At 62.5% G+C, this 21,153-nt stretch carries 28 protein-coding genes; 20 read left to right on the top strand and 8 right to left on the bottom strand.

Features of this window, described 5'->3' with window-relative positions:
- The first annotated feature begins 85 nt into the window (after positions 1-85).
- Both nrdD and L21_RS04170 read left to right on the top strand, forming a co-directional pair.
- Positions 86-448, top strand: coding sequence for an anaerobic ribonucleoside-triphosphate reductase (gene nrdD, locus L21_RS04175; protein ID WP_074369241.1), 363 nt, complete (start codon positions 86-88; stop codon positions 446-448).
- On the top strand, positions 445-1,329 hold the full coding sequence (locus L21_RS04170) for an adenosylcobinamide amidohydrolase (protein WP_074369240.1): 885 nt from the start codon (positions 445-447) through the stop codon (positions 1,327-1,329). The genes nrdD and L21_RS04170 overlap by 4 nt, the downstream gene beginning before the upstream one ends.
- A 4-nt stretch (positions 1,330-1,333) precedes the next feature.
- On the opposite strand, the gene L21_RS04165 is transcribed toward L21_RS04170, so the two are convergent.
- The gene (locus L21_RS04165) at positions 1,334-1,528 is read right to left on the bottom strand and encodes a DUF1858 domain-containing protein (RefSeq protein ID WP_074369239.1); all 195 of its coding nucleotides are present in this window, start codon (positions 1,526-1,528) and stop codon (positions 1,334-1,336) included.
- A gap of 284 nt (positions 1,529-1,812) precedes the next feature.
- Between L21_RS04165 and L21_RS04160 the strand changes: the two genes are divergently transcribed.
- Positions 1,813-3,039, top strand: a complete 1,227-nt coding sequence (locus L21_RS04160; RefSeq protein ID WP_074369238.1) for a nucleotide-binding protein — start codon at positions 1,813-1,815, stop codon at positions 3,037-3,039.
- The gene (locus tag L21_RS04155) at positions 3,036-3,602 is read left to right on the top strand and encodes an RPA family protein (RefSeq protein WP_074369237.1); all 567 of its coding nucleotides are present in this window, start codon (positions 3,036-3,038) and stop codon (positions 3,600-3,602) included. Before L21_RS04160 ends, L21_RS04155 begins: the two co-directional genes overlap by 4 nt.
- A gap of 196 nt (positions 3,603-3,798) precedes the next feature.
- On the opposite strand, the gene L21_RS04150 is transcribed toward L21_RS04155, so the two are convergent.
- The 3 genes from L21_RS04150 to L21_RS04140 form a co-directional block, all read right to left on the bottom strand.
- On the bottom strand, positions 3,799-4,422 hold the full coding sequence (locus L21_RS04150; RefSeq protein WP_256712263.1) for a recombinase family protein: 624 nt from the start codon (positions 4,420-4,422) through the stop codon (positions 3,799-3,801).
- 181 nt (positions 4,423-4,603) lie between these two features.
- A complete protein-coding gene (gene ribB / locus L21_RS04145) occupies positions 4,604-5,281 on the bottom strand; it encodes a 3,4-dihydroxy-2-butanone-4-phosphate synthase (protein ID WP_074369235.1) in 678 nt (225 codons plus the stop codon).
- Positions 5,274-5,942 (bottom strand): DUF120 domain-containing protein, encoded by a 669-nt coding sequence (locus tag L21_RS04140; RefSeq protein WP_074369234.1) that lies wholly within the window; start codon positions 5,940-5,942, stop codon positions 5,274-5,276. Before L21_RS04140 ends, ribB begins: the two co-directional genes overlap by 8 nt.
- A gap of 123 nt (positions 5,943-6,065) precedes the next feature.
- On the opposite strand from L21_RS04140, the gene L21_RS04135 reads away from it, so the two are divergent.
- Genes L21_RS04135 through L21_RS04120 form a run of 4 tightly spaced genes read left to right on the top strand, consistent with a single transcriptional unit; the run spans position 6,066 to position 9,374 of the window.
- Positions 6,066-6,776, top strand: a complete 711-nt coding sequence (locus L21_RS04135) for a helix-turn-helix domain-containing protein (RefSeq protein ID WP_074369233.1) — start codon at positions 6,066-6,068, stop codon at positions 6,774-6,776.
- Positions 6,770-7,822 (top strand): hydroxymethylglutaryl-CoA synthase, encoded by a 1,053-nt coding sequence (locus L21_RS04130; protein WP_074369232.1) that lies wholly within the window; start codon positions 6,770-6,772, stop codon positions 7,820-7,822. The genes L21_RS04135 and L21_RS04130 overlap by 7 nt, the downstream gene beginning before the upstream one ends.
- Positions 7,819-8,979 carry an acetyl-CoA acetyltransferase gene (locus L21_RS04125; RefSeq protein ID WP_074369231.1) on the top strand — a complete coding sequence of 387 codons (1,161 nt, stop codon included), beginning with the start codon at positions 7,819-7,821 and terminating at the stop codon, positions 8,977-8,979. The genes L21_RS04130 and L21_RS04125 overlap by 4 nt, the downstream gene beginning before the upstream one ends.
- Positions 8,980-8,981: 2 nt before the next feature.
- Positions 8,982-9,374 carry a Zn-ribbon domain-containing OB-fold protein gene (locus tag L21_RS04120; protein ID WP_074369230.1) on the top strand — a complete coding sequence of 131 codons (393 nt, stop codon included), beginning with the start codon at positions 8,982-8,984 and terminating at the stop codon, positions 9,372-9,374.
- A 153-nt stretch (positions 9,375-9,527) separates the two neighbouring features.
- Here L21_RS04120 and L21_RS04115 read toward each other — a convergent pair whose 3' ends face one another.
- A complete protein-coding gene (locus tag L21_RS04115; RefSeq protein WP_074369256.1) occupies positions 9,528-10,451 on the bottom strand; it encodes a class I SAM-dependent methyltransferase in 924 nt (307 codons plus the stop codon).
- A 44-nt stretch (positions 10,452-10,495) separates the two neighbouring features.
- Between L21_RS04115 and hmgA the strand changes: the two genes are divergently transcribed.
- The 3 genes from hmgA (at position 10,496) to L21_RS04100 (ending at position 12,403) form a co-directional block, all read left to right on the top strand.
- On the top strand, positions 10,496-11,704 hold the full coding sequence (hmgA, locus tag L21_RS04110) for a hydroxymethylglutaryl-CoA reductase (NADPH) (protein ID WP_074369229.1): 1,209 nt from the start codon (positions 10,496-10,498) through the stop codon (positions 11,702-11,704).
- A gap of 70 nt (positions 11,705-11,774) precedes the next feature.
- Positions 11,775-12,077 (top strand): nucleotidyltransferase family protein, encoded by a 303-nt coding sequence (locus tag L21_RS04105; protein WP_074369228.1) that lies wholly within the window; start codon positions 11,775-11,777, stop codon positions 12,075-12,077.
- Positions 12,074-12,403 (top strand): HepT-like ribonuclease domain-containing protein, encoded by a 330-nt coding sequence (locus L21_RS04100; RefSeq protein WP_074369227.1) that lies wholly within the window; start codon positions 12,074-12,076, stop codon positions 12,401-12,403. Before L21_RS04105 ends, L21_RS04100 begins: the two co-directional genes overlap by 4 nt.
- Positions 12,404-12,445: 42 nt before the next feature.
- Here L21_RS04100 and rimI read toward each other — a convergent pair whose 3' ends face one another.
- Positions 12,446-12,910, bottom strand: a complete 465-nt coding sequence (rimI, locus tag L21_RS04095) for a ribosomal protein S18-alanine N-acetyltransferase (protein ID WP_074369226.1) — start codon at positions 12,908-12,910, stop codon at positions 12,446-12,448.
- An 84-nt stretch (positions 12,911-12,994) separates the two neighbouring features.
- Between rimI and L21_RS04090 the strand changes: the two genes are divergently transcribed.
- Complete coding sequence (locus L21_RS04090) at positions 12,995-14,257, top strand: DUF1015 domain-containing protein (RefSeq protein ID WP_074369225.1); 1,263 nt, start codon at positions 12,995-12,997, stop codon at positions 14,255-14,257.
- Between the two features lie 47 nt (positions 14,258-14,304).
- Complete coding sequence (gene hisG, locus L21_RS04085) at positions 14,305-15,177, top strand: ATP phosphoribosyltransferase (protein WP_074369224.1); 873 nt, start codon at positions 14,305-14,307, stop codon at positions 15,175-15,177.
- A gap of 11 nt (positions 15,178-15,188) precedes the next feature.
- On the opposite strand, the gene L21_RS04080 is transcribed toward hisG, so the two are convergent.
- Complete coding sequence (locus L21_RS04080; RefSeq protein ID WP_074369223.1) at positions 15,189-15,830, bottom strand: FmdE family protein; 642 nt, start codon at positions 15,828-15,830, stop codon at positions 15,189-15,191.
- Between the two features lie 248 nt (positions 15,831-16,078).
- Here L21_RS04080 and L21_RS04075 point away from each other — a divergent pair, with 248 nt between their 5' ends.
- The 6 genes from L21_RS04075 to L21_RS04050 are packed head-to-tail and all read left to right on the top strand — an operon-like array spanning position 16,079 to position 19,760.
- A complete protein-coding gene (locus tag L21_RS04075; protein ID WP_074369222.1) occupies positions 16,079-16,642 on the top strand; it encodes a hypothetical protein in 564 nt (187 codons plus the stop codon).
- A gap of 20 nt (positions 16,643-16,662) precedes the next feature.
- Positions 16,663-17,688 carry a hypothetical protein gene (locus L21_RS04070; protein WP_074369221.1) on the top strand — a complete coding sequence of 342 codons (1,026 nt, stop codon included), beginning with the start codon at positions 16,663-16,665 and terminating at the stop codon, positions 17,686-17,688.
- On the top strand, positions 17,682-18,191 hold the full coding sequence (locus tag L21_RS04065; RefSeq protein WP_143727206.1) for a DUF7288 family protein: 510 nt from the start codon (positions 17,682-17,684) through the stop codon (positions 18,189-18,191). The genes L21_RS04070 and L21_RS04065 overlap by 7 nt, the downstream gene beginning before the upstream one ends.
- Positions 18,188-18,562, top strand: a complete 375-nt coding sequence (locus L21_RS04060; RefSeq protein ID WP_256712254.1) for a hypothetical protein — start codon at positions 18,188-18,190, stop codon at positions 18,560-18,562. Before L21_RS04065 ends, L21_RS04060 begins: the two co-directional genes overlap by 4 nt.
- Positions 18,543-18,989 carry a hypothetical protein gene (locus L21_RS04055; protein ID WP_074369218.1) on the top strand — a complete coding sequence of 149 codons (447 nt, stop codon included), beginning with the start codon at positions 18,543-18,545 and terminating at the stop codon, positions 18,987-18,989. The genes L21_RS04060 and L21_RS04055 overlap by 20 nt, the downstream gene beginning before the upstream one ends.
- Positions 18,990-19,007: 18 nt before the next feature.
- Positions 19,008-19,760, top strand: coding sequence for an A4/G1 family peptidase (locus L21_RS04050; protein ID WP_256712275.1), 753 nt, complete (start codon positions 19,008-19,010; stop codon positions 19,758-19,760).
- A gap of 88 nt (positions 19,761-19,848) precedes the next feature.
- On the opposite strand, the gene eif1A is transcribed toward L21_RS04050, so the two are convergent.
- Complete coding sequence (gene eif1A, locus L21_RS04045) at positions 19,849-20,175, bottom strand: translation initiation factor eIF-1A (RefSeq protein ID WP_074369255.1); 327 nt, start codon at positions 20,173-20,175, stop codon at positions 19,849-19,851.
- A 199-nt stretch (positions 20,176-20,374) separates the two neighbouring features.
- Between eif1A and L21_RS04040 the strand changes: the two genes are divergently transcribed.
- Positions 20,375-21,040, top strand: a complete 666-nt coding sequence (locus L21_RS04040) for a DUF2238 domain-containing protein (protein WP_074369216.1) — start codon at positions 20,375-20,377, stop codon at positions 21,038-21,040.
- Positions 21,041-21,153: the final 113 nt, after the last annotated feature.

Below are 21,153 nucleotides of genomic sequence, written 5' to 3'. Positions count from 1 at the left end.
ATGACGAACCCTATGAGTGATCTGAGGCGGATGCGGCCTATCCCGCATCTAAAGTGATATATATTCTCCCGCAGATACTGGTATCATGAACTGGAGTCCCGAACAACGTAAACTGGCAGAGAAATACCAGAGCCTCGATGAAATCCCTGCGGGAGAGCGGCGGTACAAGTGCCACACCTGCCACTTCGTCGTGGACGAGAACCCCTGCCCTCACTGCGGCGAGACGTCGCTTGAGATCATGTGTCCGCTCGACCACTGCGACTGCCACCACTCCATCGTCGAGAGCATCGAGTACTGCCCGCTCTGCGGCAAGGCCGTCTGTCCCGAGTGCGGGAGCCACGACGTCGTCCAGATCAGCAGGGTCACCGGTTACCTCCAGGACGTTGCGGGCTGGAACGCGGGCAAGCAGCAGGAACTGAAAGACCGGGTCCATTACTCCGTCGTATGAGATATTTCGTCAGGGACGACACTCTTTTTCTTCGCGGCCGATTCAGGGCGGCGAGCACCGGGGTTCACGGCGGTATCGCCGACGTCACGACGATCCTGAACCACACGGTGCCGCACGACTTCGAGGACGAGCCGGGGCGCCACCTGGAACTTCTCGCCGCCCGGCACGGCGTCTTCCGGGACTACTTCGGCCTCATGACCGCTGTTCGGATGCATCACCTCTGCGTGCTCCAGTACGACTTCGTCACGGTCTTCATCACCGCCGGGGTGACCAACCCGACGGCGCCCCCTACCGCCCCGCACACCATCAACATCATCATCCACAGCCGGGAGGGGATGGTTGATTCGGCGCTCCTTGAGACGATCGTCACCGTGACGGGGGCGAAGGCCCAGGCGCTCCACGACCTCGGCTACGACTTCCCGGGAACCACGACGGACGCGGTCGTCGTCGCCTGCGAGCGCGATGCTCCCCGTGTATACACCTACGCCGGAACCCTGACCGGGGTCGGCAGCAGGGTTCACGCGGCGGTTCTCCGCGGGCTCCCGGAGGCCCTCGCGCGGCAGCAGGGGAAGATCCAACGGAGCGAGCCGTCGTTCTTCATCTACAGCCGCTACGGCGGGGAGCACTGGGTGGAGTGGCAGATGGAGAACTGCCCCTACTACCCCTGCCACTTTCCGGGACAGCGGTGCGACTACTGCTACTGCCCCTGCTACCCCTGTGCGGATGAAGAACTCGGCGAATGGGTCGATAGTTCGAACGGCGGCAGGATCTGGGGGTGCGCCGACTGTACGCTCCTGCACGTCCCACAGATCGCAGATTACATGAAAAGAAACCCGGAGGCCGCTCTCGCCGAACTCAAGCGTCTCCGGGAACGATTATAATCGGTTACGCTTCGGCGACGCCGAGAGCGGAGAGCATCTCTTCGAGGGGGATGCCGTGCGCCTGGGCGGCTTCCCGGATCGTCTCGTTGTTTGCGATGGCGCAGCCAAGGCAACCCATGCCGAACCGGAAGAGTACCTGTGCCGATTCGGGCTTCTCCCGAAGGAGTTCCGCGATTGTACTGTTCGCAGTCAATGCCATGCAGCTGATGTTGTCCTTGCCCCTATTTATACATTCAAGTGTCCGGCTCGGCCTCCTGCGACCTGCCCACAGGTGCCGACAACCCCACAGTGCCCGCAAACCCCGTCTTCCCGAACGGCAAGGGGGAAGGACGGTATCCGGATACAAGGGGTATTGCTCTGAACGCCCCCTTTCCCGGAACGGCTGCATCAGGAGGCGCCCTGGCGCGTGCTTCCCGATTACTTTCACATCGCGGGCCGAGTCTTAATACCCTCAAGAGTGAAGTACAGACTGGAGATGTAAGTATGAACCTATCAGAGGTAACAGAGAGAATCTCCCGGAAACTTGAAGCAAAAGGCGCACAGCCCGATCAGCAGAAGATCGAATCACGCCTCCGCCGTCTCGTCGAGGAGTTCGGCGTCAACGTCGACGAGGCCGAACGAACGGTGACAGGTGATCTCGCCCGCGAGTACAACGTCACCGGTATCGGAAGCTCCTCCACTGAGCTCCGCCCGATACACGAGATCGTCCCCGGCGAGTGGGTCACGATCGAGGGGAAGATCGTTGCCCTGACCCCGCCCGTCTCACCCTCGATCGCACAGACCGGGATCATCGCCGACTCGAGCGGCGCCATCCGTTTTGTGACCTGGGCCCGGGCGAACGCCCCCGCGATGGAGTACGGCCACTGGTACCGGCTCGAGTCCGCGGTCGTCGACGAGTACAAGGGCGCGCCGAACCTGAAGATCCACTCGGGCACCACGATCTCCCGGGTGGAGGAAGATACCCCGCTCCTCCCCTCGATCACGCCGATCACCGAGTTGAAACCCGGTGTCGGGAGCGTGCGGGCCAAGTTCATCCAGGACTGGGACGCCTCGCACGACCGGATGCTCCAGACGGGGCTCCTCGGTGACGAGACCGGCACCATCAAGTTCGTCATCTGGAAGGAAGAGGGAAAGGATAAGTTAGACCTTGATACCGTCTATAACATCTTCTACGCCACCGTCGACGAGTACAACGGGAGGCTCTCCCTCGCCCTGAACACCGCGATGTACATCGCCGACGAGGGCGATATCGAGGTCGGGCGAACCGAGACCGAGATCCGGGGGGCTCTCGTCCACATCGCCCCGGGCTCGGGCCTGATCAAGCGCTGCCCGGTCGAGGGCTGCAACCGGACGCTCTCCCGGCAGAACTACTGCCCGGTGCACGAGATCCAGCCCGAGTTCCGCTACGACCTCCGCATAAAAGCGGTCCTGGACGACGGGATACGCGCTAAAAACGTTCTGATGCAGCGCGAGGTCGTCGAGGCCCTCACCGGGATCACCCTTGAAGAGGCCGTTTCTATCGCCGAGACGAACCCGCTCGGCATGGACGAGATCTTCTACCGGATGCGGAATACGGTGCTCGGGCGCTACTACACCTGCAGCGGGAGCGAATTCGGCGGCAGGCTGCTCGTCAACTCCTGCACCCCGATCGCGTTTGAGCCCGCGGAACTGGCTGCACTCCTGAACCGCGCCGGGGGTGAGCCTGCATGAAACCCCAGAGCACGTTCGAGCGCGAACCGGCACGGAGGGTCTTCGCATCCGAGCTCCGCGAGACCCGCTACCAGTTCAAGGACGGCGACGACGAGAAGAGCCCGACCTACGTCATCCTCCCGAGCGGGATCCGGAGCAACCGGATCTTCGTCGTCGGGACGCTCACGGAGAAGCAGCGGCAGGGCGACCAGAACATCTTCTACCGGGGAAGAGTGGTCGACCCGACGGGCACCTTCTTCATCATGGCGGGCTCCTACCAGCCCGAGGCGATGCAGCAGCTTGCCCGGATCGAGCCGCCCGCGTTCGTCGCCGTCGTCGGGAAACCGAACCTCTACACGACTCCGGAAGGGAACTGCCTGGTCTCGGTCCGCGTGGAGTCGATCGCGGTCGTGGACCGCGAGACCCGCGACCTCTGGGTGCTCGATACCGCCCGCGAGACCCTGGACCGGCTCGACGCGTTCGGCACCACCGACGACTCGAAGAAGGCCCAGGAGGAGTACGGGACGCAGCCGGATCTCTACCGTAAGATCGTCTACGACGCTCTCACTCAGGTGCAGCTGTAGAGACTCTACCTCCGAAACTCTTTTTTTTGCGGACACGGTCCCGGCAATGTGACGCTTCGCTCGTAAGGGCAGATACTCCCAAACCGGCCTGATGTAAAGAGACGTGACAGGGCAGCAGCATAGGCTCACGGAAAGAGACTGAGGAGAGACGAACGTTTGGAAAGGCGAAGATGGGATGTGAACAGACGGTGCCGCGTCACTCCTCCGGCTCCTGCCGGGCGCCCTTCCACTCCCCCTTCAGTTCGGGGTAGTCAGCGAGGATCTTGCTGACCGTGCTCCTGCTGACGTCGAACATCCGACAGATCTGGCTGATGCTCGTCCCGGCCTGCCGCACCGTGAGGAGAGCCTCGACCTGCCCCTCGTTGAGCGCCCTCGGCCTCCCGATGGGGCGCCCGTTATCTTTCTTCGTCTTCTTCGAGACGGCCGGGGCGGTTTTCCGGGCACTCTCGCGGTACTGCTCCATGTACTCGATGAAGTTACCGATCGCCGCTCTTCTCTGTTCCGGTTCGTCTCGAAACCCGAAGAAATCGTTGTTCACGCAGTAGACGGTGTACTGCTCGTTTAAGGTCTTGAGCGCGGCAAGCCCGGCGTCCGGATCCCTCGCGAGGCCCGCAAGGTCGTAGATGATGATCTCGGGACAATTATTGGCGCTGCAATACTCCAGCATCGCCGCAAAGCCCTTCCGCTTCTCCGGGGGGGTTGCGTTTGCCCGGTGGTCGTGGAAGATTTCAACAATCTGAAACCGGTATTTGCAAAAATCCTCTACTTCCTCCTTTTGTGCTGCGAAATCCCCCTTCTTTCTCGTATTCAAATATGCCACAGCATCTCTTTTCATCCGATTATGATGCCGTATAATCGTATATATTTTTTTTGAAAACACACGCGCCATGCCGTTCTGCAACATAACCGGAGAGCCCGGGCACATTCGGGGCAATGTGCTAAAATGTCCCGGGGAATACTTTTCAAGCGGCAGATGGTGCAGGCTCGAAAAAAGGTGAATATTACTCCTGCTGCTTCAGGGACTCCCACCGGTCCAGAACGTCCTTCCCCTCGACAAAGACGAGCCCGTGCTTCCTCGCATACTCCATCGCACCCTCCTTCGAGAGGGCGAACCCCGTCTCGTCGTCCAGCATCTCGCAGATCGTGACCGCCGGGGTGATATCGGCCATGCCGGCAAGCGCGATCGAGAGCTCGGTCTGCCCCCGCCGCTCGTCGAGGAGCCGGTCGGCGGCCCGGAGAAGCGCCATGTGCCCCGGCGTCCGGAAGTGCGCCGCAAAGTCGTGCCCGCCGCCGTTGAGCGACTTTCTCACCTCGTCCGCGATGGCGGTGACCGTCAGCGCCCGGTCACGGTCCGTCACCCCGGTATAGGTCTCGCGGTGGTTCACCCAGAGGGAGAACGAGGAGTGATTCTTCGGGTCGTACGGAACCTCCCCGTCCCTCTCGACGAGGCTGCAGGCCCGCAGGACTTCGTGCGCAAACGGGAGGCCGAGCCTCTTCGCAGCCACGGGGTGGACCGCCGTGCAGATCAGCCCGCCGCCGTCTTTGCGCATCTGCCGGATGTGGGCGGGCGTGACGGCGTCCGACCGGATCGCGAAATCCGTCTCGCGCTCGCGGTTGTCAAAGTCGTATAACAGGACAAATTCGCCCCTCGCGAGGGCCTGTATGGCTGCATCAATCATGGGTAATCTCCACCTCAATCGTATCGTTATCGTTCAGGTTCAGGGCTTTGCGGAGTTCGCACCCGGCGATGACCTCGATGGTATCTTCCGGGTAGTGGGTGCGGGAGGGCTCGACGATCGCGCATCTCTGCCCCCTGATCCGGCAGGGGATCACCCTGGCGCCGCCGAACGTCCGCTCATCGGCAGTAAACCCGGGGATCTCGATCCATCCGGCGTGATCGAGCTGGTTACGGACCACGATGCTCGCCGCATCGAGCCGGATGTTCAGGGTTCCGGGGAAGGGTTCGAACCCGAGACAACCGCCGAACTGCTCCTTGTAATGCGGGATGCTCATGTAGTAGCGGCCCTCCCCCAGCCCGCTGATCACGGTTCCGGTCAGGGTGTACCGCCTCTGATCCGGGTTGAAGATCCGGACGTAATCCGCGTACTCCCGCTTCAGCGCCTGCTCGCCCTCGCGGGTGACGGCGACGTACTGGCCGTCGGGCTTCATCGTTCGGACGACGAACTGCTGCCGCTCAAGCGCGATCAGCCGTCGTGAGGCGGTCTGGGGGCTGATACCCAGTTCGTTTCCGAGCGACTGCGACGAGAGCCATATCGGGCCCCGACACCCGCCGAGCAGGGCAATCGTCTTCAAGGACTGCAGATCTTCCGCTTCAACCATTGTATCAGAATTGAGATGCATACTATATACGAGTTGCGCAACGATCCCGCACCCACCTGACTTCGACATTTCACGAAGTGGGATACGCTAATTATTTAAGTCGGGGATGCTGACATTAGCTCTATGAAATCCGGGGTGCGGCATCAGCTTGCCGAGAAGATGGCAGGAGAGATCACACTCTCGGACTCACCGGGTCAGGCCTTGAAGAAGTGGCGGCAGAGTTTCAACATCCCCCAGGGATTGCTTGCCGAGCGTCTTGAGGTCTCTCCCTCAGTTATCAGTGACTACGAAAGCGGACGGCGAAAGAGTCCGGGGACCGCCATCGTCGGCAAGATCGTCGACACGATCCTCTCGATCGACGAGGACAACGGCGGTCGTTACATCAACAAATTTGCAAAAATTCTGTACAGTGAGTTCGACGAAGACGTCATCTACGACATCCACGAGTACGCGTCTCCCGTGGCCCTCTCCGACTTCGCCGAAGTCATCGGCGCCACGACGCTCTGCGGTTCGATGGACCAGACGGTTTACGGCTACACGGTGGTGAACAGCCTCAATGCGATCCTTCAGCTCTCTTCGAGCGAGTTCAACCGCATCTACGGCTGGAGCACGGAGCGTGCCCTCATCTTCACCGAGGTCTCGACCGGGAAGTCTCCCATGGTGGCAATCCGGGTCACGCCCTTTAAACCGCGCTGTGTGGTGCTGCAGGGGATCAGCCCGGACGAGGTGCATCCGTTGATCCCGGGTCTCGCGGAGCGCGACCGGATCACGGTACTCTGCACCGAGGTGGATATCGAGACGATCATCAGTTCACTGCGAGGAAAGTTATGGTAGGCATTTATTCGTACGGCGTCTACATCCCGCGATACCGGATCAAAGTCCCGGAGATCGCGCGGGTCTGGGGCGGCAATGCAAACGACGTCATGAGAGGGCTCGGAGTCTTTGAGAAGTCCGTCCCCGATCTCGATGAGGATACCGCAACGATCGCCGTTGAGGCGGCACGCGCCGCCCTCCGGCGGAGAGCCGTCGACACCGACGCCATCGGCGCCATCTACGTGGGGAGCGAGTCGCACCCCTACGCGGTCAAGCCCACGGCCTGTACGGTCGGCGAGGCGATCGGGGCGACCCCGAACATGACCGCCGCCGACTACGAGTTCGCGTGCAAGGCGGGAACGGCAGGTATCCAGACCTGCATGGGCATGGTCAAGAGCGGGATGATCCCGCTCGGGATCGCCATCGGTGCGGACGTGGCGCAGGGCGCTCCCGGCGATGCGCTTGAGTACACGGCGGCGGCCGGCGGGGCTGCGTTCGTCATCGGCAATGAGGATGTCATCGCCGAGATCAACCACACCTGTTCGTTCACCACCGACACGCCCGACTTCTGGCGGCGCGAAGGGCAGAACTACCCTCGTCACGGCGGGCGGTTCACCGGCGATCCCGGCTACTTCAAGCATGTCCAGGGTGCGGCGCGGCTGATGCTCGATGCGATGAAGACAAGCCCGAAAGACTACGATTACGCCGTCTTCCACCAGCCCAACGCGAAGTTCCCGCAGCGGGTGGCGAAGATGCTCGGGTTCACGGATGAGCAGATCCGGCCCGGCCTCGTCGTCCCGCGGCTCGGGAACACCTACTCGGGTGCGTCGATGATCGGGCTTGCGGCTACGCTCGATACGGCAAAACCGGGCGACCGGATCTTCGTCACCTCGTTCGGGTCCGGGGCCGGGAGCGACGCCTTCGACATCACGGTGACCGACGCTATCGAGTCCGCAGGGTTCGACCGGGCGGCGGCGCCGAGCGTGGAGAAACTCCTCGCAAATCCGACCTACCTCGACTATGCACTGTATGCCAAACACAAAGGAAAGATCGTGATGCAGAAATGAGAGACGTAGCAGTAATCGGAGTCGGGTGCACGGAGTTCGGGGAGCGCTGGGGAACCTCGTTCCGCGACCTCTTCGTGAAGGCGGGGGCGCTGGCGCTCGAGGATGCCGGTGTCACCGGCGAGAAGATCGACGCTCTCTACGTCGGGAATATGAGTGCCGGCCGGTTCGTCGAGCAGGAGCACATCGGCGCCCTGATTGCGGACTACGCCGGTCTTGCGACCAACCACGTCCCCTCGACCCGTGTGGAGGCGGCCTGCGCCTCCGGCGGGCTTGCCTTCCGCCAGGCAGTCATCGCGGTCGCGAGCGGCATGGAGGATGTCGTGGTCGCGGCGGGCGTCGAGAAGATGACCGACGTCGGGACCGGGGCGAGCGTGGACATGCTCGCGAGCGCCGCGGACCGCGAGTGGGAAGGGTTCGCCGGGGCGACCTTCCCCGGGCTCTACGCGATGATTGCAAACGACTACATGCACCGCTACCCCCTCACACGCGAGCAGCTTGCACAGGTCGCGGTCAAGAACCACGAGAACGGCGCAAGGAACCCGATCGCACAGTTCCAGAACCGTATCACGGTCGACACGGTGTTGAACTCCTCTCTGGTCGCCGACCCCCTGCGGCTCTTCGACTGCTCGCCGATCACCGACGGTGCGGCGGCGGTCGTGGTGGTGCCGCTCGACCGCGCCCGTGAGTTCACCGACTCGCCGGTGCGGGTGCTTGCAAGTGCCCAGGCGAGCGACACCATCTCGCTCCACGACCGGCGGGACATCTCGACCCTGGACGCTTCGGTCGCCGCAGGCAGGCGGGCGTTTGCGCAGGCGGGGCTGACCCACAAGGATATCGATATGGTGGAGGTCCACGACTGCTTCACGATCGCGGAGATCTGCGCAATCGAGGACCTCGGGTTCTGCAAGAAGGGCGAAGCGGGAAGGCTCACCGCGGACGGGGCGACAGCCCTCAACGGGGATATCCCGGTGAACACGAGCGGCGGCCTGAAGGCCTGCGGCCACCCGGTCGGTGCGACCGGGATCAAGCAGATCTACGAGATCGTCAGCCAGCTCCGCGGCGAGGCCACTGGTCGGCAGGTGGACGCGGAGATCGGTATGGCGCATAACGTCGGCGGTACCGGCGCGACGGTCGTCGTGCACATTCTGGGGGCCTAACCATGTCGGTTTCACGGTTCTGGAGAAAGATCCCGCAGCGCTACAACCTCGTCGGGACGCAGTGCACCACCTGCGGGCGGCACTTCTTCCCGCCCCGGTCGCTCTGCCCCGACTGCCGGCGGAGTGGCAAGATCGTCGATCACCAGTTCACCGGCGAAGGAACGATCGTCACCTACACGGTGATCCGGTCGGCAAGCGATCAGTTCGAGCATACCACCCCCTACGTCCTCGCGGTCGTCGAGCTCGACGAGGGGCCGAGGCTCACCACCCAGGTCGCCTGTTCGCCTGAGGAGGCGAAGATCGGGATGCGGGTGAAGAGTGTCTTCCGCCGGATAGCGGCGGACGGCGAGAGCGGCACCATCCACTACGGCACGAAGTTCGTGCCGGCAGAATAAGTCCACCCTTTTTGGGGTGACAGGGTCTCTCGCGCAGCGAAGGACCCGAACACGCTCTATATTCCTATTTTTCTTTTGTGAACCCCGACACCCGGGATGAGAGAGGAAAGAACCGGTATGGCAGACCGTGGGGGAGGCACTCCCCTACCTTGATCACTCTGCCCCTTTCTCCACGGTGATATCATACACCGCGTGCCACTTCCCCGGCGAGTAGGTCCTGACCTGCCGCTCGGCGACCTCTCCCCGGGTAACCTCGCGGATCTGGGGGAGATACTCGCCCTCCTCCTCCTCGAGTGCGTAGAGGTGGATCGTCCCGCCGTCCCGGCAGAGGGCGGCCGCCGCCGGGAGGAACTCCGGCGCGGCGAGGGGGAGGTTCATGACGATCCGGTCGAAGGGAGGAAACCCAAGCCGGGGGAGGTGGGCGGCGTCTGCGAGCACCGGGATGACGTTTCCGGTGCGGTTGAGCGCGATGTTCTCGACCAGGAGGTGAACCGCGGCGGGGTTGAGGTCGGCCGCGACGACGAGCCCCGCCTTCCCGGCGAGGGTGATCGCGAACGGCCCGACACCGGCGAACATGTCGAGGACCCGCTCCCCCTCCTCCATCGCCCCGAGAACCCGCTGCCGCTCGGTCGAGAGCCGGGCGGAGAAGTAGGCGTGGGCGAGATCGACGTCGAAGGAGTGGCCGTACTCCGTCACCCGGGTGCGGGTGGTGGGGGCGCCGGCGAGGACGGAGAAACGCCGGGTGCGGTACTCTCCCTCGACAGCGGTCTCCGGAAAGAGGACGGAATGAAGGGAGGGCCGGGATGCGAGAAGCCGCTCCGCGCCCTCCGGATCGTTCTCCTGCATGATCGCAATCCCTCCCACGAGTTCGTGGCGGGGGAGGTCGATACGCTCCGGCACCCCCTCGAACTCGCACCGGAGGGCGCCCGGAACCTCCTCCGTCACCGGGAAGAGGATCGCGTCGCCCTCCGGTCGCGGGCGGAACCGCCGGTCGAGGAGACCCTCCTCGAGCAGCCGGCGCCGCGTCCCTTCAGCCTCTCGTCTCGGCACCGCAAGGCACCACTGTTCTTCTCCCACATCGACCACCAGCCATCTTTAGATATGAACTCTCATACTTATTCATGGATGAGTATATCGAGAGGCTGAAAGACGGGTCTCTCAAACTCTACGCTCTCGAGAAGGAGCTCCCCCCCGAGGAGGCCGTCCGGGTGCGCCGGGCGTTCGTCGAGGGCGAGACCGGCACCGCCCTCCCGAAGGTCGGGTCGTTCACGATCGATATCGACCGGGTCGTGAAGCGCAACATCGAGAACATGATCGGCGCCGTCCAGGTACCGCTCGGTGTCGCGGGACCGATCCGGGTGAAAGGCGAGTACGCCGACGGGTCCTACTACCTCCCGCTCGCGACGACCGAAGGGGCGCTCGTCGCGTCGGTGAACCGCGGCTGCTCCCTCGTCACGCGGGCGGGAGGCGCGGACGTGCGGGTCATGCGGGACGGGATGACCCGGGCGCCGGTCTTCGCCGCCCGCGACGTCCCTCACGCCCGCGATGTGGCGGCCTGGGTCGAGAGCCATGTCGCGGAGATCCGCGAGGTTGCAGAGAGCACCACGAAGCACGGCGAGTTCCGTGAAGCCGTCACCTACGTCGCGGGGACGAGCGTCTTCGTCCGGCTTGAGTTCGACACAAAAGACGCCATGGGTATGAACATGGTGACGATCGCGGGCCAGAAGGTCGGCGAGCTCATCGAGCGGGAGACCGGGGCCCGCCTCGTCGCCACGTCCGGGAACATGTGCACCGACAAGAAGCCGGCTGCGATCAACCTGGTCCGGGGCCGGGGGAAGACCGTAGTCGCGGGCGTGCGGCTCACCGACGCGATGGTCGCCGATCTCCTGAAAACCGATGCAGAGACGCTCGTTGAGGTCAACTACCGCAAAAACCTGGTGGGTTCAGCACGGGCGGCCTCGTTCGGGTTCAACGCCCACGCGGCAAACGTCGTCGCCGCCACGTTCATCGCCTGCGGCCAGGACCCCGCCCACGTCGTCGAGGGGAGCACCGCTATCACCACCGTCGACCGGGTGGACGGCGGGGTCTACGTCTCGGTCACCCTCCCGTCCCTCCCCGTCGGAACGGTCGGCGGCGGGACGGGGATCGATACCCAGCACGAGTGCCTCGCGATGCTCGGCGTCGCAGGGGGCGGCGACCCGCCGGGAACCCACGCAAAAGCGTTTGCGGAGATCGTCGCCGCCGGGGTGCTCGCCGGCGAACTCTCCCTCCTCGGCGCCCTCGCGGCCCAGCACCTCGCCCGGGCCCACCGGGAACACGGGCGGGGGTAACTCCCCGGCGCCGCCGTGGCGCGGGGGTCGTGATAACATTTATTGTGCGAGATCGTCGTAACTACTTGAGATGAACCCGGGAGCCGACATCTACACCCTTCTCGCCCAGAAGCGGGATGAGATCCTATCTCTCGCGCACCGGAGGGGAGCAAAGAACGTGCGGGTATTCGGATCCGTGGCACGGAACGAAGCCCGGGAAGACAGCGATATCGATATTCTGATCGACCTCGATCCCGACCGGAGTCTCCTTGACGTGGGCGGCCTTGCGGTGGACCTCTCGCTCCTGCTCGGGCGCCAGGTTGACGTGGTGACGGAAGCGGGACTCCGGGAGCGTATTCGATCAAGGGTCTTACAGGAAGCCCGGCCTTTATGAGAGACGATCGTGAACGGCTGCTGGATGTTATCGAGGCCATCGAACGGATTGAGAGGATATCTTCCAGAGGACGCAAGTACTTCTACGATGACGAAATGGCACAGGTATGGGTGATTCACCACCTTCAGATCATCGGGGAAACCGTAAGGGGAATCTCTTCAGAGTTCAGGGCCGAAAATCCAGAAATCCCATGGTCGGATATCATCGGGATGAGGAATGTCCTTGTTCACCACTATTTTGGCATCGACCGCGATGCAGTCTGGAATGTGGTCGAGCACGATCTGCCGGAACTGAAACGTCAGATCCTCTCCGGGATCAGTGAGTAGCGGCCACCTGGAGCGCGGGGGACTGCTCCGGCCCATCGCGCCCTAAAACCGGAACCACTTCATCATAACCAGAGCATCTTCCTCGTTCGCGTAGTATGCGGCGACCTGGAAGACCTCCCGGTAACCGAGGCGGCGGTAGAACTCCTGCGCCCCGGTGTTCGTCACCCGAACCTCGAGCTGAACGGCGCTCGCGCCTAAAACAACATACTCCTGCTCTAGGCGACGGATGAGGTGCTGGCCGATCCCCTGGCGCCGGTATCCGGGGGAGACGGCGAGGTTCATGATATGTCCGTACACTTCTTCCCCGGTGTCTTCAACGCCCCCGGCGACGAAGCCGGCCACGTCACCGTTGTTTTTTGCCACGAAGAACGTCTCCGGGTAGTAGGCCAGGGATTCCTGGAGCGTCCTCTCGTCCCAGGGGTCGGTGAAGGCTGCTTTCTCGACGGCGACTATCTGCGGAATGTCTGCGGGCTGTGCCCGGCGAATAATGAGTTGGAGCGGCATCATAGTTTCGGCCTCTCCCTCCTGGAGTGCCCTATCTAATATAGTCTCAGGAAACAAAATAGTAGGCACATACGAGTGGTGGTATTTATGGTTCAGATCTATCGTTTCGCGGCGGTCCGTCCGGGGCGGCGGTACTCCGAAAAGATCCCTTCCGTGCCCTACGACGTGGTGACGGCAGAAGAGGCCCGGGAATGCATCGAGAAGAATCCCTTAAGCTTCCTGCGGGTCAGCCGGCCGGATGCCGAGCTCCCCGAAATACCCCCGAACGACGACCGGGTTTACCGGCGGTCGCGGGAGGTCTTCGACGGGATGCTCGCGGACGGCCTGATGCAGCGTGACCCGGAACCCGGGATGTACGTCTACCGGGCGGTCCAGGACGGCGAGGAGTTCGTCGGGCTGGTCTGTTGCGTGGGGACGGAGGATTACGAGAACCGGACGATCCGGCGGCACGAACTCACCCGGTACGACAAGGAGGAAGACCGGACCCGGCACATCGATGTGGTCGGCGCAAACACCGGGCTTGTCTTCCTGCTTTACCGCGACCCGGGGGAGATCTTCTCACACGTCCGCTCCCTCATCGACGGCAGAGAGCCCGACGGGAGCACCACGACCGCATCGGGCGTGCTCCACGAGGTCTACCGGATCGCCGACGAGGCCGCTCTCGCCCGCCTTGAGGGGCTCTTTGCGGCGGTGCCGGAGACCTACATCGCGGACGGGCACCACCGCGCCAAATCGGCGGTGAACGTGGCGGAGAGGCGACGCAGCGAAGGCAGGTTCACCGAAGAGGCCGGGAAGTTCATGGTGGTCTTCTTCGCCCACGACCGCGTCCGCATCCACGGCTACAGCAGGCTTGTCACCGACCTCGGGGACTACACGCCCGGGCGGTTCCTCGAAGCACTCCCGAAAGCGGGCTGGACCGTCCGCCCCTACGGGAAGATCGACGCTGCGGGCTACCAGATCCAGCCGCTCGCGGCCGGGAGCGCTCCTCTCCACGTCATGCACCTCTACATCGAGGGAACCTGGTACGAGGTCTCCCGGCCGGTCGCTGACCCCGGCGACCTGATCGGGTCGCTCGACGTCTCGGTCCTCCAGAAAGACGTCCTCGAAGGGATGCTCGGGATCTCGGATCCCCGGGGCGATCCCCGGCTCCACTACATGGGCGGGGCGAAACCGCTCTCGGCCCTTGAAAAACTCGTGGACTCCGGCAAATACGCCTTCGCGGTAGCGATGCAGCCGGTGCCGGTCGAGACGGTGCTCGCGATCGCCGACGCGGACGGTGTCATGCCCCCGAAGTCCACCTGGTTCGAGCCGAAACTCCTCTCGGGGCTTGTCGTCCACACCATTGATTGAGAGAACCATATCACCACCTTTAACTCTTTTTTGCCCGATCACCTCTTATGATCACGATTGCGCTCCCGAAGGGGAGCCTTGAGGCGCAGACGCTCCAGCTCTTCAAGGAGGCGGACCTCGAGGTCAGGCGGACCGACCGCGACTACAATCCCCGGATCAACGATCCCCGGATCGGGAAGGTGAAGATCCTCCGGCCGCAGGAGATCCCGCTCTACGTCCAGATGGGCTACTTCGATCTCGGGATATCGGGGCTCGACTGGGTGCAGGAGAGCGGGGCCGATGTCGTCGAGGTCGCAAACCTCTCCTACAGCAAGACCGGCGACGGGAACGTCAAGATCGTGGTCGCGGTCCACCGCGACGAACCGATAGAGGACGTCGCCGCCATCCGCCCGGAGAGCCGGGTGACGACCGAGTACCCGCGGATCACGGAACGGTTCTTCGCGGATCTCGGGGTTCCGGTCAGGCTCTTTCCCTCCTACGGGGCCTCCGAGGCGAAGGTCCCCGACCTGATGGACGTCGTCGTCGACCTCACGGAGACGGGGAGCACGCTCAAGAAGAACGGGCTCAAGATCGTCGGGCAGATCATGGAGTCGCACACGGCGCTCCTCGCGAACCGCGACTCACTCCTCGACCCGGAGAAGCGCCGGGAGATCGACGAGATCACGACTCTCCTCCTCGGAGTGATCGAGGCGCGCCACCAGGTGCTCCTGACGATGAACGTGCCCTCGGCCGTGCTCGACCGCGTCATCGAGGTCCTCCCCGCGATGAAGAAGCCCACCGTCGGCAGGCTGCACGGCATCGACTACTTCAGCATCCAGACGGTGGTGCAGAAAGGGCTTGTGAACTGCCTCATCCCGCCGCTCAAGGCCGCGGGCGCCGAAGACATCCTCGAGATCCCGATAACAAAAATAGTGCGGTGAGGGGTGGGCCCTCAGAGGTGCCGGGAATACTCCCGCGAGCAGGCGTAGCAGACGAACTTCCCGTCTTCGACCCTGACGCGGGACTCGGCGGTCATCTCACCACATTTTGCGCACGCTACCGACGAAAAGATCCGGGCCCGTTCGGGGATCTCGACATCGACCTCGTGGATGATGAAGAGGTGCTCGGCGGGCGCCTTCATGATGGCCTCGACGATCTTCTCCGTCCGCTTGTGAAACTCGGTGTGCTCCGCATCGGTCGCCAGCCCCTGCATCACCCGCGCCCTGAGCGGCGCAAGGTCGGGGTCGAGCGAGTCGACGTTGAACGACGGGTTCGAGACCACGCGGATTGCGGCCCCGGTTTTACGGTTGATGAACGTAAATGCGTGCTTACCGTGATCCTTGAAGAGGAGGTTTCCTTTTCCGGCGGTGCAGCCGGTGAGAACCTGGATGGCATCGACGCCGCAGGCATCGGTTTCGGCGATGGTGACGAGTTCCTCGTCCTCCGACCGCCCGGAACGGAGCCGTGCGAGGGCGACCTCTGCCGCCCGATAGCCCGTCGCGAGACCGGGGCAGATGTGGCCGTGGAAGGCGGCCGCTTCGGCGAACCGGCCATGTGCTTCTCCCGGCGTACCGGGGGGGATGGTGCTACACATATGTTTACCCTGCCTGAGATGTTGTTATGAACTTTCGGATATATGTTACGATGGCGCGCCGGAGCCCGCGGCCCGGATCGCCGGTGATATACGGGTGGAACCGCCCCGTCGGACGGATCGATGTGGAGGATGAAATAATTTTGCATTAGGCCGTCTGCACGTTTCCAATATCTCGATTCATGGGCAAATCATTGAAAGTACAAGAGTGGTAGTTATTTATATGCCCTCGGGTATAATGACTGCTTTACATGAGAGTTCCCGGGGGAGTTCTAGCCCTGCTTGCCGCAGCCTGTATCCTCTGCACCGCGTGTGGCTGTCTCGACACATCCTCGCCGCCGCAGTCGAGCGGCGGCATCACACCCATCGATCTGCCGGAGCCGGAGGGCTATACCCTCACCGAAGCTCTCGCGGAACTCGATATCCTCAGTGTCGAAGGCGGCCTGAACATCACCGGCACCTCGATGCACCAGGTGCTCGGGAACCGCGTTACCCTCGACGGCCGGGCAGCCGCCTGGGCCATCGGCCTTAAGGACGGCGAAGAGGTGCGCTGGCTGACCTCCGGTATCACGGGCTGGAGAGAGACCTCGCTTCCTGCTCCCCTGCCCGATGACGAGGTGAATATGACCGGGATCCTCTCCCCGGAGGACCTCCTCGCGGCGCAGGGAGACGTGATCCGGCCGGCAATGGTGCGCCTCGATGCGAGCACGGTCGATATCGTGCTCGCGGAGGGGGTCTACACCATCAACATCCGTTCGGACGCGGGGATGGAGAGCCTCGCGTTCCGGGCGGATACCGGGGAGGTGATCGTATAAGGACGACCGACGACGGCGTGATGTCGCTTGACTTCCTCGCGGGGTTCACGATCTTCATGCTCGCCCTGATCATGGTGGTGAGCATGGTTCCGGGGCTGCTTGCGGGTCTCGAGAGCAGCGGCATCGACTACGACGCGGTCGCCTACAGGACAGGGGTGATCCTCGCCGAGGATCCCGGCTGGCCGGTCTACCCGCCGTGGGAGATGAAGACCGAGGCGTATAAGGACGAGATCGATCGGATGGGGCTCGCAGTCTCGAAGGATACGCCGAACATCCTCCTCTCGACGAAGGTTAACGCCTTCTTCAACTACACCTTCTTCACCGAGGACGACTACCGCAGCAAGGCGATCTTCGGCGATGTCCCCTACTCGTACAACTTTTCGCTCCGGAGCGAGGACTGGACGTACAATAATGCAACCGGCGGCACTCCACCTTCCGGCCACGGCTACATCCGCCGGGCGGTGAAGATCAAGGAGCCGGGGGTGGCGAATATCAGTTACAACAGCAGTTTCAACGAGACCGCGCTCGACGCTTCGAAACCACGGGTCTTCACCGTCCGGCTGAACTTCAGCCAGCTGCTGGACCCGGAACGAGGCCCGGCCTACCGGATCGACCCGAGAACCGAGCCGGTGAACATCACGATCACCGAATTCGGCAGGTATCTGAACGGGACCGCAGCGGCCACGAATGCGACGCTCAAGGACGTGACGTTCTGGAAGATGGATCCGACGACGCCGATGCCGCGGTTCACCAAGATCCCATTCTCCTATAACACAATGGATCCTGACCTCTACACCCTCTTCCTCGATCGGACTCAAAACGATCTCGTGCCGGGGACCAACGTCTCCGACAACATCTCCCTGGTGCTGAAACCGGCGGCCACCTCGATCTTCACCCTGGACCAGAACAGCATCCTGGATATCCGGTTCACCTTCGACGACGGCGTGCCACAGAGAACATTCATGAACGGCACGTACCTGTATGACTACGATAACGTCACCTGCCCCCCCCTGAAGCCCGCTGTCCTGGAGGTGGCGATATGGTGAACGATGGAGGTCAGCTCTACACGATGGAGGGTGTCGCGGCCGGGCTCATCATGCTCCTCACCGCGTACATCGTCATCAGCACGACGAGCATCTACACCCCCGGCGATACGCACATCCCGGACATGCAACTCGAGCAGCTCGGGAGCGACGTCCTCGCGATGATGGATACGCCCAACGCCAAAGATGACGATAAGAGCGATCTGGAGAGATTCATCGCCGATAATAACTCCGACGGCTTCAGGGCCGCATTCTTGGACTACTGCAACATGACGGCAGGCGATACCGATGACCTGCACATGAGCGCAAGCGTCACCTACCGTTCCGGCGACAGCGTTGGAGAGTACCAGTTTGTTGGAGCCGACAACACCTGGACGGGGAGGGAATCCGCCGTGCGGGTGACGCGGTGGGTCCAACTCTCAGAGAGACCTGCGGTTTTACCAGGGGTAAGCATCGAAAATCGCTCCCAGGCCGTCCTCGTGGAGGTGCTGTTATGGCGTGCATGAACGAAGACGGCCAGTGGATCGTCCTGATGGGGCTTCTCGTCGCCGTGGGGCTCTTCTTCCTCGCGCTGATCATCAATCAGTCGGTGCTCGTCGGGCAGACGACCGCGGAAGGGGTGCTCGAGTTCCCGAAGAACGACATCCGGGATCTGCGGGAGGCGGTGTTCGACTACGTCGATACATTCGGCGGGGCCAACAACCTCACCACCGGGGCGGTTCGCCAGGACATCGTCGCGATATCGCTTGAGAGAAAGAATGCCGTGGTCAACTTCTCGGTTGAATCGCAGGTGGAGGTCTCCGGCCACTACCTGCACCCGGTAACCATCCACTACTACAACGGGGTGACGGAGTACAATGAGAACGTGTATTACTGAGCCGCCGAACGAGGAGGGCGTCTCGCGGCTGATGGAGTACGTCATCGTCAGCGGCGTGCTCCTCCTCCTGATGGTCGTCATGATCTTCACCGTCAACACCGTCTTCATGGAGGGGCCGGCAAACAACCTCCGCTATCACGCCTTCGTGGATATCGGGAACGGGGTCAGCACCCGGATCGTCGACCTCTACGTGATTGCGCCCGGCAACGGGACGGTAGCGACGAAGTTCGACATCCCCGACGACGTGGCCGGGGCGGACTACTTCGTGAGTGCAGGCATGACGGGCGCAAGCCAGGTGATCCAGGTGCAGGGCGGCGGCATTCAGAGCAAGATCGCCATCGCCGGCATCGGAGCGACGAGGGGTGTGACCGGCAACACCACCGGCGCGGGATGGAACATGATCCACTATGACTCAAGCGGGGTTTAGGAGGAGATAACCGTGAAGATGAATGAGAAGGCGGTATCGGAGGCGGTCGGGTTCGTCCTGATCCTCGGGATCGTCATCAGCGGCATCGGGCTCGTCACGCTCTACGGCTACCCGGTGCTCGTCAAGGAGCAGAGCAACACCGACGTGAAGAACATGGAGCGGGCGATGATCGTCATCCAGAACGACATGAAGAGCCTCTGCTTCAAGAATGTGCCCTACAAGGAGACATCGCTGCAGGTGAGCGGCGGGACGTTCGAGGTGATCAACGCCACCGAGTACGGCTGCTTCATCAACGTCACGAACGGCACTCCTGCGTTCCAGAAGAACTACACCGTAGGCGCACTGACCTACCGGTCCGACCGGGGCACCGGGGTGACCACCCTGGAGAACGGCGCGGTGATGATACGCCAGGATGGGGCGACAGGGTCGGCGATGCTTGCCGAGCCGCGGTGGTTCTACGACAACGCCACGGATACGTTCGTCATCTACATCATGAACATCACCACCGACACGTTGATGGCGAAGTCCGGGATGGCGACGGTGAGAATGAGCCTGGAGGGTTCGGATACGCAATCGATACCGGTTGCGCCTGGAGATAATGTGACGGTGGAGTATACGAGCGGTTCGTCGGGTAACTACTCGGTCGCATGGGAGAACTACCTGACCGGCAGTTCGGTCGGGATGCAGAAGACCGCGGACAACAGATACAAACGGGAGAATGTCAATAACCTCGTCATCAAAGAGTACAGGATCAGAATCCACGACATCTAACCTTTTTTAATCCACCACCCACACAGGAAAAGGCACCTGCCCGCTCTTCGTCCTGCTTCTGCCGTATGAGAAAAACGTTGTAAAGATATCAGAGGTACCGGTTCTTCCGGAGCCATTCCACCTGGGGTCTCGTGTAGCGGTAGATGATATCGCACTTCTCGTCCTGGAAACTCCAGGGGACGACCACCAGAACGTCTCCTTCCCGGATCCAGACCTTCTTCTTGATCTTGCCCTTGATCCGCCCGGTGCGCGTCACCCCGTCGAAGCAGCGGATCTTGATATGGTTTGCGCCCAGCATCAGTTCGGCGCTCCCGAACATCTCCCGGTTCCTCTTGTTCGGCAGGCGCACGCGGATGACCTCATCGCCCGACTCTCCTCCATCGGATCCGGGTTTGCGCTTCGTAGGATCTGTCAGTTCATCAACCCCATCTTCCTGAGTGTCCGGTCTTTGTGTGTCCAATTTATACAACTGCTAGGTAATCAAATATTCTCCCGCACGCGCAACGGGCGGCTGCCCCGCTCCGGTTGGATGCGGCGGCGCCCGGGCGGAACCTCCGGAGATTGCCGCCGGGACGGTTATGTATATCTGCCGGGAGTATCCATCCGGCGTCCGCATGGTATGCCCGAACCCTCCGCGCGGGATCTACCTCGCCTACACCATCCAGGGACTCATCCTCCTCGCCGCAGCCTCATGCATCCTGGCGGGAGAGTACTTCCTCGGGCTCTCGGCAACCGTCGCGTTTCTCCTGACGACGGCACCGTCCCTCATGACGAGGAACCTGCGCCTCTGCCTTCCCTGGGAGATCAACCTCCTCGTCGCCGTCTCCTTGTATATCCACGTCATGGGGCACGTCGCGGAGTACTACGTCACCTTCGCGCCCTACTACGACAAACTGGCTCACCTCGTCGCATCGGTCACCGTCGGCCTTATCGCCTTATTTCTCGCACTCCTTGCCGAACGCCGGGGGGAGGTCCGGTTGACGGGTCCGGCCGTTATCCTCTTTATCCTGATGTCGACGCTCGCGGCAGGGACCGTCTGGGAGATCTACGAGTTTGCGGTCGACCAGGTCTTCGGCACGAGCCTCCAGTTCGGCAACACCGATACCATGTGGGATCTCGTCGTCGATCTGGTCGGGGGAGCGATCGTCGCCGCCGGCGCCGCTATCGTCCTCGCGAGGGGCGAAGAAGATCGATTTGACCGGTTCTTCGCCGAACCGTCCCCCGGTGCGGAACCCCCCGAGATCATGGGCGATCCGATCGATCCGGCCCGCACCCGCTGACCCGTCCGGATCCGATCCTGCGGATCATATTTATATTTAAAAGATCGAATAAAATGCAGTGAATTTGAAGGCACCCAGCGCACGGCATATGGCAATATTCATGCTCATTCTGC

The sequence above is a fragment of the Methanoculleus chikugoensis genome (assembly GCF_900095385.1).
GTDB classification, from domain to species: Archaea; Halobacteriota; Methanomicrobia; order Methanomicrobiales; family Methanoculleaceae; genus Methanoculleus; species Methanoculleus chikugoensis_A.
This window is presented reverse-complemented; position numbering and strand designations above follow the sequence as displayed.